Annotated in this window: 11 protein-coding genes; 7 read left to right on the top strand and 4 right to left on the bottom strand. The window is 70.4% G+C overall.

Annotation, left to right across the window (positions count from 1 at the left end):
* The 6 genes from I0C86_RS27015 to I0C86_RS26990 form a co-directional block, all read left to right on the top strand.
* The coding region (locus I0C86_RS27015) for an NCS2 family permease (RefSeq protein WP_196204101.1) at window positions 1-1,455 on the top strand (1,455 nt) is incomplete at its 5' end.
* 81 nt (window positions 1,456-1,536) lie between these two features.
* The gene (locus I0C86_RS27010) at window positions 1,537-1,986 is read left to right on the top strand and encodes a MarR family winged helix-turn-helix transcriptional regulator (RefSeq protein WP_196204100.1); all 450 of its coding nucleotides are present in this window, start codon (window positions 1,537-1,539) and stop codon (window positions 1,984-1,986) included.
* Window positions 1,987-2,091: 105 nt separating this feature from the next.
* Window positions 2,092-3,378, top strand: coding sequence for an MFS transporter (locus I0C86_RS27005; protein WP_196204099.1), 1,287 nt, complete (start codon window positions 2,092-2,094; stop codon window positions 3,376-3,378).
* 113 nt (window positions 3,379-3,491) lie between these two features.
* Window positions 3,492-4,424, top strand: coding sequence for a maleylpyruvate isomerase N-terminal domain-containing protein (locus I0C86_RS27000; RefSeq protein ID WP_196204098.1), 933 nt, complete (start codon window positions 3,492-3,494; stop codon window positions 4,422-4,424).
* Between the two features lie 65 nt (window positions 4,425-4,489).
* On the top strand, window positions 4,490-4,999 hold the full coding sequence (locus tag I0C86_RS26995; protein WP_323373871.1) for a hypothetical protein: 510 nt from the start codon (window positions 4,490-4,492) through the stop codon (window positions 4,997-4,999).
* Window positions 5,000-5,068: 69 nt separating this feature from the next.
* Window positions 5,069-5,749, top strand: a complete 681-nt coding sequence (locus tag I0C86_RS26990) for a 2'-5' RNA ligase family protein (protein ID WP_196204097.1) — start codon at window positions 5,069-5,071, stop codon at window positions 5,747-5,749.
* 154 nt (window positions 5,750-5,903) lie between these two features.
* On the opposite strand, the gene I0C86_RS26985 is transcribed toward I0C86_RS26990, so the two are convergent.
* The 4 genes from I0C86_RS26985 to I0C86_RS26970 form a co-directional block, all read right to left on the bottom strand.
* On the bottom strand, window positions 5,904-6,890 hold the full coding sequence (locus I0C86_RS26985) for an aldo/keto reductase (RefSeq protein WP_196204096.1): 987 nt from the start codon (window positions 6,888-6,890) through the stop codon (window positions 5,904-5,906).
* A gap of 164 nt (window positions 6,891-7,054) precedes the next feature.
* Window positions 7,055-8,122: a septation protein SepH gene (gene sepH, locus I0C86_RS26980; RefSeq protein ID WP_196204095.1), complete on the bottom strand. Its 1,068-nt coding sequence runs from the start codon at window positions 8,120-8,122 to the stop codon at window positions 7,055-7,057.
* Between the two features lie 189 nt (window positions 8,123-8,311).
* The gene (gene serC, locus I0C86_RS26975) at window positions 8,312-9,439 is read right to left on the bottom strand and encodes a phosphoserine transaminase (RefSeq protein WP_196204094.1); all 1,128 of its coding nucleotides are present in this window, start codon (window positions 9,437-9,439) and stop codon (window positions 8,312-8,314) included.
* Between the two features lie 209 nt (window positions 9,440-9,648).
* Window positions 9,649-10,755, bottom strand: a complete 1,107-nt coding sequence (locus tag I0C86_RS26970; RefSeq protein ID WP_196204093.1) for a citrate synthase 2 — start codon at window positions 10,753-10,755, stop codon at window positions 9,649-9,651.
* Window positions 10,756-11,024: 269 nt separating this feature from the next.
* On the opposite strand from I0C86_RS26970, the gene pdxH reads away from it, so the two are divergent.
* Window positions 11,025-11,681, top strand: coding sequence for a pyridoxamine 5'-phosphate oxidase (pdxH, locus tag I0C86_RS26965; RefSeq protein ID WP_196204092.1), 657 nt, complete (start codon window positions 11,025-11,027; stop codon window positions 11,679-11,681).
* The last annotated feature ends 157 nt before the right edge of the window (window positions 11,682-11,838 follow it).

Raw genomic sequence — 11,838 nt, 5'->3', positions numbered from 1 at the left:
GCCCCCCGGTCCGACAGGTCCGCCGCCCGTAACGCCTTCGACCGGTACTTCGAGATCACCGCACGCGGCTCCACGCTGGGCCGGGAGGTGCGGGGCGGTCTCGCCACCTTCTTCACGATGGCCTACATCGTGGTGCTCAACCCGCTGATCCTGGGCAACGCGGTCGATGGCGACGATGCGCGGCTGGCCATTCCCGCGCTGGCCGCCGGGACCGCCCTGGTGGCCGGGATCATGACGATCCTGATGGGTGTGGTCGGCCGGTTCCCGCTGGCGCTGGCCGCCGGACTCGGGGTGAACGCGCTGGTGGCGTACGAGATCGCACCGCAGATGACCTGGGCCGATGCGATGGGCCTGGTGGTGATCGAGGGTGTGATCATCGCCATCCTGGTGCTGACCGGGCTGCGTACGGCGGTGTTCCGGGCGGTCCCCACACAGCTCAAGACCGCCATCGGGGTGGGCATCGGGCTCTTCCTGACCATCATCGGGCTGGTGGACGCCGGGTTCGTCCGGCGACTGCCCGACGCCGCCAACACCACCGTGCCGGTCGGCCTGGGCATCGGCGGCAAGTTGGTGACCTGGCCGGCCCTGGTCTTCGTGCTCGGCCTGCTGGTGACCCTGGTGCTGGTGGTACGCCGGGTCAGGGGCGCGATCCTGATCGGCATCCTCGCCTCGACGGTGCTGGCGATCGTGGTCGAGGCGATCGCCAAGGTCGGCCCGTCGGTGGTGGACGGGCGGCCCAACCCCACCGGCTGGTCGCTGAACGTGCCGGCGCTGCCGGAGACGGTGGTGGACACCCCGGATCTGTCCCTGCTGGGCCAGTTCGACCTGCTCGGCTCCTGGCAGCGGGCCGGTGTCCTGGTCGCGGCGATGTTCGTCTTCACCCTGTTGATCACCGACTTCTTCGACACGATGGGCACGATGGTCGCCATCGGCCAGGAGGCCGAGCTGCTCGACGAGCGGAAGATGCCGCCGCGTACCCGGGAGATCCTGCTGGTCGACTCGATCGCCGCGGCGGCCGGCGGCGCGGCGAGCACGTCGAGCAACACGTCGTACATCGAGAGTGCGGCCGGGGTCGCCGAGGGGGCCCGGACCGGCGCGGCCAACCTGGTCACCGGTGGGCTCTTCCTGCTGGCGATGTTCCTGGCGCCGCTGGTCGCGGTGGTGCCGTTCGAGGCGGCGTCGGTGGCGCTGGTGATCGTCGGCTTCCTGATGATGACCGCTGTGAAGGCCATCGACTGGAACGACTACGAGATCGCGATCCCGGCGTTCCTCACCATCGTGCTGATGCCGTTCACCTACTCCATCTCCAACGGCATCGGAGCCGGTGTGATCAGCTACGTCCTGGTCAAGGTCGCCCGGGGCAAGGCCCGCGAGGTGCACCCCCTGCTGTACGGGGTGGCGGCGCTCTTCGTGCTGTACTTCCTGCGCGGCCCGATCGAGACGGTGCTGTTCTAACCTGCGGATGCCCGCCCCGGCGCGGTGACGGTGGTCATAACGAGTGGTCGTTAGCCTAGCTTATTAGTTAGGCTAACGATCGTGACGGAGTGGACGGTGATGGCGGAGCGCATGCCACCGGCGCAGCTTGCGACGTTGCTGCGCGACGCGATCACCCGACTCAACCGACGGGTACGGCAGACCCGACCGGTGGGCGACCTCACGGCGACCCAGCTCTCCGCGTTGACCAGCCTCGAGCTGGCCGGTGCGCTGACGCCGCGTGAGTTGGCCGACACCGAACGGGTCCAGCCGCCGACGATGACCAAGATCGTTGCGAAGTTGGAGGAGCGCGGTCTCGTACAGCGCACCCCCCATCCGACCGACGGCCGCCAGGTCATCCTCGCGACGACCGACACCGGCCGCACGGTGCTGGCCCAGTTCGACCGGGCCCGCAACGAGTGGCTGGCGAGCCGGCTCGCCGAGCTGACCCTGGAGGAACGCGACGCGCTCCAGCGCGCCGCGGAGATCCTGCAGAAGGTGGCGCGCGACTGACCGCCGCACACCCCCGGGTCCGCTTCGTCCAGAAGGACTCCCGGCCGCAACACGAAGGCCGGGAAACGACGGATGACGCGTACGACCCGAGGAGGCGCACCCCGAGTGCGGGCAAAGCTGAGCACCACCTTCCAGTCCCTGACGGTTCGCAACTACCGTCTCTTCGCCACCGGCCAGCTGATCAAGTTGATCGGTGTGTGGATGATGTTCGTCGCTCAGGACTGGCTGGTCCTCGACCTGTCGGATGACTCGGCCACCGCACTGGGTGTGGTCGTCGCGTTGCAGTTCACCCCGGTGCTCCTGCTCACCCTCCTCTCCGGCCGGTTGGCCGACCGGTACGACAAACGGGTCCTGCTCTTCGTCGCGAACGCCACCTGGAGCGTCCTGGCGCTGGCCATGAGCATCCTGGTGATCACCGGCGTGGTGCAGTTGTGGCACGTCTTCGTCTTCGCCGCCCTGCTCGGTACGGCGAACGCGGTCGAGACCCCGGTACGGCAGTCCTTCGTCTCCGAACTCGTCGGCACGCCACTGCTGCCGAACGCGCTGGCGCTCTCCGCCGCGACGTTCAACTCCGCCCGGATCATCGGCCCGGCGGTGGCCGGAGTGGCGATCGCCCTCTTCGACGTCGGACCGGTCTTCCTGATCAGCGCGCTCGGTTCGGTCGCCCCGCTGGTCTGCATGATCCGGATCCGCCCCGCCGAACTGCACCGTGACGACCTGCTGCCGGTCAAGGACCGCGACTCGGCACGGGTGATCGACGGCCTGCGGTACGTCGCCCGCCGCTCCGACCTGGTGCTGCCGATGGCACTGATGTCGGTGATGGGGATGACCCTGTTCAACTTCCAGCTCACCCTGGCCGCGCTGGCCAAGACCGTGTTCAACACCGGCGCCGCCTCGTTCGGCCTGTTCAGCACCGCACTGGCGGTGGGCGCGCTGGCCGGTGCGCTGGCCGGCAGCGGGCGGCGCAGCCGACCGTCGGTCTGGACCGTGCTGGGTGCCGCCGTGGCGACCGGTGTCTTCGGCACCCTGGTCGGGCTCGCCCCGACGTACTGGCTGGTCCTGACGCTGCTGCCGTTCACCGGGTTCTTCATGGTCTTCTTCGCCCAGGCCTCGAACCAGCGGGTCCAACTCGGCGTCGACGCGGCGTTCCGGGGCCGGGTCATGTCGCTGTGGGTGCTGGTCTTCCTCGGTACGAACCCGGTGGGCGCGCCGATCATCGGCTGGGTCGCCGAGCGGTTCGGTGCCGGGGCGAGCATCTGGACCGGTGGCCTGATCTCCCTCACCACCGCCGTGGCGGCGCTGGTCTGGCAACTCCACCGCACCGGCACCCGCCTCCGCCTGCGCATCCTCCCCCTACCCCGCTTCTACGTGGTACCCCCCGCCGAGGTGTAAGGAAGGGCCCCTTCTTATCGCTTTCTGTATAGGAAGGGCCCCTTCTTAACCGGGCTGGCTTGGCAACGGGCTGGCGGCCGGTGGAAGTCGTACCTGTCTGGTTAGGTGGTGGAATGCTGCGAGTCCGACTACTGGAGTGCCTGGCCGCCGACCAGGCCCGGCTACGGCAGGTCGCGCTGACGGACCTGACCGCCGCCGTGCCGGGTTGTCCGGACTGGAACGTCGAAGACCTGGTCCGCCACGTCGCCGTCATATATCTGCACAAGGTGGAATGCATGCGGTCCGGGCGTGCGCCGCAGGACTGGCCGCCGGACCTGTCCGACGAGGAGCCGGTGGCGCTGCTCGACCGCGCCTACCGTGCATTGCGGGGCGAGTTCGACAGCCGGGACGCGGCTGCGGCGGCGCCCACCTGGTACGACCCGGACCAGACCGTCGGCTTCTGGATCCGTCGGATGGCCCAGGAGACGGTCATCCACCGGCTGGACGCGGAGTTGGCGACGGGCCAGCCGGTCGCCGACATCCCCGCGGATCTCGCCACCGACGGCATCGACGAGGTGCTCCGACTCTTTCTGTCCTACGGGACCCGGCGCTGGCCGGAGGACTTCTCGGCGGTCCTGCCCCCGTCAGCCGTACTGGTTCGGGTGACGGCCGGTCCGGCGAGCTGGCTGATCCGACTCGGACCGCACGGTGTGGAGGTCGAGTCCGTCCCGGCCGACGCCGCGCCGGCCGGCGTCGAGTCGCCAACCGGTGCCGAGTCCGGGGTCATGCCTGGCAAGCGGGCCGCGCCAACCGCGCTCGAGTCGGGGGTCGCGTCTGGGCAGCGGGTCGCGCCTGGGCAGCGAGTCGCGTCCGGTGCGAAATCGGTCGGCGCCGGGTCGTTGGGCATGGACGGTGACGATGCCGGGGCGACCGCGTCGATCAGCGCCGCCCCGGACCAACTGCTGCGCTGGCTCTGGCGGCGCTCGGCCGAGGACGCGGTCAGCTGGACCGGCGACCGGGCGGCCGTGGACCGACTCCGTCTGGCGCTCGGTCCGGCGACTCAGTGAGATGAATATTCGTTGATTGCAAAACGGGTGGCGAGGCGGGTTACCGCCGTTTAGCGTCGGAGGATGTGGCCATCGTGCATGCTTTCGCGCTGCCGCTGGCAATTCTGGCCGTGGTCTGTCTGCCGGCGGTCGTTGCGGCACTGATCTGCGCGGACGAGCTGGTCGACCGTTTCGTCTGCTGGATCGTCGAGCGCCGGGAATCCGGTCGACTGCGCCGGGCGATCAACCGCCTCGATCGGACGTTCGAAGTGGATTCGCTGAATCGCGAGATCGACCTCGCCGAATTCGATCGAGTGGATCATCCCTCATTCGAACGGATCGCCTCGGACCTGCGCCGGTTGGGCGGCCAGCGCCTCGGCGTCGCGGGCCGGTCCCGGCTCTGGCAGAACGCCGTGCTGGAGGCGTACGACGACCGGCTGCGGCTGGCGAGTCGGTGTCTGGGCGTGGCGGAGCACCTGGGCGACCTCGACGGGGTCGACCTGGAGATCGAACGGGTCCGGGTCGAGGGGGAGTTGCAGGCCGCCGGCCTGATCCTGCCGGCCCCACGTGCCGGGCCCCGCCAGGACAGTACGTGAGCGGTCCGCCGCCCGACGCGAGCGCCGGCCCGCCGTACGGCGCGGGGTAGCCATGGACGGAGTTCCGCCATGCGGCTGTTCGTAGCCATCTATCCGCCGCCGGAGGCGCTGGACGACGTCGCCGACCAGACGAACAGGCTTCGCCTCGGTGCGGCGTCCGCCGCCGGGATCAACGTCCGGCTGGCGCCCAGGTCGAACCTGCACGTGACCGTCGCGTTCCTCGGCGAGGTCGCCGACGAGCGGCTGCGCACAGTGGAAGATGCCCTGACCCGTGCCGTCCAGGACCGGCACTGCCCGCCCGTCTCGCGCCGGGGCGGCGGAACTGCGACCAGAGGGCGACGAGGTACCGCCGTTCCCGGCGCCCCGGAGGTACCCGTCGAAGGCGGGGCGCCGGAGTCCGGACCGGCCCCGCCCCGGCTGCGACTCGGCGGCGGCGGGCGCTTCGGCCGGGGTCGGTTCACGGTGCTCTGGGTCGGGTTGCTCGGCGAGGTCGACGCCGTACATCGACTGGCGACGGCGATCCGACGGGAACTGCGTCGGGCCCGGGTGCCACATGACTTCCGGCCGCTGCGGCCACACCTCACCCTGGCCCGGCCCGGCGAGCGACTGGACCGGGCAAGCCTCGACGAGGACCTGCGTACTCTCGACGGCTACCTCGGCCCGTCCTGGCCGGCGACCGAGATGGTGCTGGTCCGCAGCCACCTCGGCCCCCGACCGACGTACGACCGGTTGGCGACCTGGGATCTGTAGGACTGCCGCCGACCCGGCCGCCACCGAACCGACGGACGGCGAGTCGGTGACGGATCTGCCCTGTCCAGGCCGCCCGGTCGGTGACGGATCTGCCCTGTCCAGGCCGCCGGTCCGCCGAGCCGGGGCGGCCGGCCCGCCTGGGAGAGTGATGGACCTACCAGGCCCAGGCCTCCGGGCCCGGGCCGCCCTTGCCGATCGGCGGGAAGAGCTCGTCCAGCCGGGTCAGGGTGTCGTCGTTGAACTCCACCGTGAGTGCGCCGAGCGCGGCGTCGAGATGTTGCACCGTCCGGGGGCCGATGATCGGCGCGGTCACCGCGGGCCGGGTCAGCAGCCACCCGAGCGCCACATCTGCCGGATCGTGGCCGAGATCGGCGCAGAGCTTCTCGAATCCCTCGATCGCGGGACGGCGTTCCGCCAGCAATTTGGTGGCGTGTTCACTGCGGGTCCGTGCCGCGCCGCCCTCGGCGAGCTTGCGGATGGCACCGCCGAGCAGGCCGCCCTGCAGCGGCGACCACGGGATTATGCCCAGGCCGTACTGCTCGGCCGCAGGCAACACCTCCAACTCCACGTGCCGGGTCATCAGGTTGTAGATGCACTGCTCGGAGACAAGGCCGAGGAAGTTGCGCCGGTTCGCGGACTCCTGTGCCCGGGCCAGGTGCCAGCCGGCGAAATTGGACGATCCGACGTAGAGGACCTTGCCCTGGGCGACCAGGGTCTCCATCGCCTGCCAGATCTCCTCCCACGGGGTGGTCCGGGAGATGTGGTGCATCTGGTAGAGGTCGATCCAGTCGGTCTGCAGCCGGCGCAGCGACTCGTCGCAGGCCCGGACGATGTGCCGAGCGGAGAGTCCCTGCTCGTTCGGCCAGTCACCCATCCGGCCGTACACCTTGGTGGCCAGCACCACCCGCTCACGCCGGTCGTTTCCCTGGGCGAACCAGCGGCCGATGATGTTCTCCGTAATTCCCTCTCCGGTCTTCCGCCCGTAGACGTTCGCGGTGTCGAAGAAGTTGATGCCGTGCTCCAGCGCCCGGTCCATGATGGCGAAACTGTCCGACTCACTGGTCTCTGGCCCGAAGTTCATCGTGCCCAGGCAGAGCCTGCTCACCGACAGGCCGGTCCGACCCAGATTCGTATATTCCATCCCCCCACCCTGCCACGCGGCTCCGCCGGATGTCGATCAAGGAAAGGGCTTCCCGGCGCCCCGTCACACCACCGGGCCGGGGCCGGCCGGACCGATCCGGTCATCGGCCGGACCGGCCCGCCGATGACCGGACAAACCCATCAGGCAGATCGAGGTGTACGGGATCAGGACCCGTCGCGGGCGGCCGGGCCGCCGCCGAAGAGGACGTCGTCCCAGCTCGGCAGGCGCTTGCGCGGCTTACTCGACGGGTCTGCCGACTCGGCCGCCGGAGCGGCGGCGCGGCGCGGCCGGAGAACCGCGAGCGATGGCACGGCCGGGACCTCCTTGGGCGCGTCGGCGTCGTCGTCGAAGGCGGAACCCGCACCACCGCCGAGCAGTGCTGCGGCACCACCGGCCACGGGGCGCTGCCGGGGAGTGTCCGGAGACGCCATCGAAGCGGCCGGGTCGAGCCCACGACCGGCGGTCGAACCGAGTGGCCGGTCGAGGGAGGCGAGCAGTGCGTCGCGACCGGCCCGGATCGGGTCACGGGCGGGTCGGGTGTGCTCGCCGACGGCCGCCGGCAGGCCGTGCCCGCCACGGCTCGGCTCCACCCGGGACGGGCCGGGCAGGGAGCGACCGCTCCGCTCCGGCGCCGGCTCCTGGCCGAGCAGCGGCGCGGGCCGTTCGGCGCAGAGGTACTGCGCCATGTCGTCGTGCGGCGTGACCGACTGGCGTGCCTTGTCGAGATCCCAGATCGCCTGGGCGGTGGCCTTGCCGGAGGGCCAGGTCGCGACGATCCGCCACGTCCCGTCATCGCGCCGGTAGGCGTCCCAGGAGATCTTCTCGGTATCGATGCCGTGCTGCGACAGCCGGCCGTCGACGATCTCGGCGAGCGGCGTCTTGTTCTCGGCGTTCCGCAGTCGGGTACGCCGGGCATGCTGGGCGAGCATCGCCCGCTCCTGGAGCACCGGGCCCGCGTACCGCAGCACCCGGTCGACCGGAACTCCGGCGATCCGGGCCACGTCCTCGGCGGACTCGCCCGACCGGATCCGGGCCTGGATGTCCCGGGGAGACAGCGACGGTGCCGGCTCGGTGCCGGGGCTGGCCGTGGCCAGCGGAGCACTGCCCGGTTCGGTGTGCAGGACGGTCGCGACCCGCTCATCGATCGGCAGCGCGAGAAGACGGCCCACCTCGTCGGTGAGCACCATAGCTTGGCCGTCCTCGGAGAGGGCGACGAAGCGTACTGGCCGCATCGCGTAGCCTCCGTCCCGCCTCGCTGGCCCCACGCCACAGGTCAGACACCCGGGCGTCCTTGATACACGGTACGCCCGTCCGTCATCCGTTGGGGGGAGCCACGCCCGCATGTCGCGGGTGAGCTGCATTAATTGATCAATCGGGTCGGGTGGCCCGTCCGACCGGCCCGACCCGATTGATCAGGCGGCTCAGAGCCGGTCGACCACGTAGTCGACGCAGGCGGTCAGCGCCTCGACGTCGCTCGGCTCCACGGCCGGGAAGAGGGCCACCCGCAGCTGGTTGCGGCCCAGCTTGCGGTACGGCTCGGTGTCGACGATCCCGTTCGCGCGCAACGCCTTGGCGATCACGGTGGCGTCCACGCCATCGACGAAGTCGATCGTGGCCACCACATTGGAGCGCAGCGCCGGGTCGGTGACGAACGGGCTCGCCACGGCGGACCGCTCGGCCCAGCCGTACACGATGGAGGCGCTCTCGGCGGTGCGCTTGGCTGCCCAGGTCAGCCCGCCCTGTGCGTTCATCCAGTCGGTCTGCTCGGCGGCCAGGAAGATGGTGGCCAGCGCCGGGGTGTTGTAGGTCTGCTCCAGCCGGGAGTTGTCGATCGCCGTGACCAGGTCGAGGAACGCCGGGATGTACCGACCCGAGGACTTGATCTCGGTGGCCCGGGCCAGCGCGGCCGGCGACATCAGCGCGAGAAAGATCCCGCCGTCGGAGCCGAAGCACTTCTGCGGGGCGAAGTAGTAGACGTCGGTCTCCCGGACGTCGACCTCCAGCCCGCCGGCCCCCGAGGTCGCGTCGACCAGCAGCAGCGCGTCGTCGTCCGCTCCGGCCACCCGGCGGATCGGCACCGCGACGCCGGTCGAGGTCTCGTTGTGCGGCGTCGCGTAGACGTCGACGCCGGCCTCGGCGACCAGGGACGGTGCCGAGCCCGGGTCGGACTTGCGGACGGTCGGCTGGCCGAGGAACGGGGCGTCGGAGACCGACTTGGCGAACTTGGCGCCGAACTCGCCGAAGCTGGCGAACTGGGCCCGGTCGCGGACCAGCCCGAAGGCGGCCACCTCCCAGAAGGCGGTGGCACCGCCGTTGCCGAGCACCACCTCGTACCCCTCGGGCAGGGAGAAGAACTCGGCGATGCCCCGGCGCAGCCGGGCGACCTGGTCGCGGACGGTCTTCTGCCGGTGCGAGGTGCCGAGGTACGTCGTGGCGACGTCGGCCAGCGCGGAGACCGCCGCGGGACGCACCTTGGACGGGCCACAGCCGAACCGGCCGTCAGCGGGTTTGATCTCGTCAGGAATCCGAATGGTCGATACGTCAGCCACGGTTACGAAGATCCTTCCGGTGGGCCGGGGGCCCTGGAGCCGAGCGGTTTATCCGGCGACGCTGCCGCCCACCCATCCTCGCACCTCCGCCGCGCGGCCCGCTCCGCGATCCCACCGCCGCAGGTGAGTCGTCCCCCACACGTCTGAGGCGTTAGGAAGGGCCCCTTCTTATACAGAAAACGATAAGAAGGGGCCCTTCCTTACATCTGTCAGACGTCGTGCGGGACGGCGTCCCAGCCCTCGACCTCGGCGGGCTTGCGCGGGGCCGGGCCGGTGTAGCGGGCGGCGGGCCGGACCAGTCGCTTCAGCTTCTTCTGCTCCAGGATGTGCGCGCTCCAGCCACCCATCCGGGCGCAGGTGAACATCGAGGTGAACATGTGCGCCGGCACCTCGGCGAAGTCGAGCACCACGGCGGACCAGAACTCCACGTTGGTGGCGAGCACCCGGTCGGGCTTGCGGGCGTGCAGCTCCTCCAGGGCGGCCTTCTCCAGCGCCTCGGCGATCTCGAAGCGGGGAGCGCCGAGTTCCTTGGCCGTACGCCGGAGCACCCGGGCCCGCGGGTCCTCGGCCCGGTAGATCCGGTGCCCGAAGCCCATCAGCCGCTCGCCCCGGTCCAGTACGCCCTTGACGTAGCCCTCCGCGTCCCCGCTGCGCTCGACCGCTTCGATCATGTGCAGTACCCGGGACGGCGCGCCGCCGTGCAGTGGGCCGGAGAGGGCGCCGATGCCGGAGGAGATGCAGGCGGCGGCGTCGGCGCCGGTCGAGGCGACGATCCGGGCGGTGAAGGTGGAGGCGTTAAGGCCGTGCTCGGCGGCCGAGATGAAGTACGCGTCCACGGCCTTGACGTGCCGGGGGTCGGGTTCACCCCGCCAGCGCTTCATGAACCGCTCGACGATGGTCTCCGCCTTGTCGATCTCCTTCTGCGGTACCGCCGGCAGGCCGAGACCACGGGCCGACTGGGCGACGAAGGACAGTGCGGTGACCGATACCCGGGCGAGGTCCTCGCGGGTCTGCTCGTCGGTGATGTCCAGCAACTGGGAGAGTCCCCAGTACGGGGCGAGCATCGCGACGGCGGACTGCACGTCGACCCGGATGTCGCCGGAGTGCACCGGCACCGGGAACGGTTCGGCCGGCGGCAGGCCGGGACCGAACCGGCCGTCCACGAGTAGCGCCCAGACATTGCCGAAGGAGACCTGGCCGATCAGATCCTCGATGTCGACTCCCCGATAACGCAGCGACCCTCCTTCCTTGTCAGGCTCGGCAATTTCGGTCTCGAAGGCGATCACGCCTTCCAGTCCCGGTTTGAAGTCGGACATCTGCGCTCCTGGATCGGTCGTCCGTGCACTCGGTGCTCATCCGGTGTGCCCGGCAAGAGCCCTCGGCGAACTCAGCGATGTATTCGTGCCATCTTGCCTGGTGGGTAACTAACTTTGCGAGAGGTCACGGTTGTGCTACACGCGACACGTCCGTCCGGGGGCCAGAGGTGGCACGGTTCGGGCGACCGCGGGCGGCGCCAGCATGGGGGGAGCGACGCGCTCCGATGCCGGTTCGGCTGCTCCCAGAAAATGGATGAGGATGTGACGTGATGCGGGACACAGTGCCGCCGGCCGAACTGCGCCGGGAGTACGAATCGGTGGAAGGACTTTCCCGGGCCGACCTGGCGGCCGACTGGTGGACCCAGTTCCACAGCTGGTTCCTCGACGCGGTCGGCGCCGGGTTGCCCGAGCCGAACGCCATGGTGGTGGCCACCGCCGACGCCGACGGTAGGCCCAGCACCCGAACGGTCCTGCTGAAGGGGTACGACGAGCGTGGCCTGGTCTTCTACACCAACTACGGGTCGCGCAAGGGTACGGAGGCGCGGGTCAACCCGTACGCCAGTCTGTTGCTGCCCTGGTTTCCGATCCAGCGGCAGGTGGTGATCTGCGGCACGATCGGGCCGGTGGACCGGGCGGAGACCGAGGCGTACTTCGCCGCCAGGCCCCGCGGCTCGCAACTCGGCGCGTGGGCCAGTCCGCAGTCGGAGGTGCTTTCCGACCGGGCGGCACTCGATGCCCGGTTCCAGGCCGTCATCGAGCGGTTCCCCGACGGCGTACCGGTGCCCGCGCCACCGCACTGGGGGGGCCTGCGGGTGGTGCCGGAGACGGTCGAGTTCTGGCAGGGACGGGCCAGCAGGCTGCACGATCGACTGCGCTACCGTCGGTCCGGTGCGGAAGATTGGATCATTGAGCGGCTCGCGCCTTGACCAGTAGTGCCAGGGACGCGGACCGGCTGACGGCAGGACCGCCGGGCGGGAACGATTCCGCGGCGGGCGAGGGCGACTCCGCAGCGGGCGGGGGCGACTCCGCGTCGGATGGGAGTGACTCCGCGTCGGGTGGGAGCGACTCCGCGTCGGGTGGGAG

Source organism: Plantactinospora alkalitolerans, assembly GCF_015690345.1.
Lineage (GTDB): Bacteria > Actinomycetota > Actinomycetes > Mycobacteriales > Micromonosporaceae > Plantactinospora > Plantactinospora alkalitolerans.
Note: the sequence above shows the minus strand (reverse complement) of the source record. Positions and strands in the feature narration are given on the sequence as shown.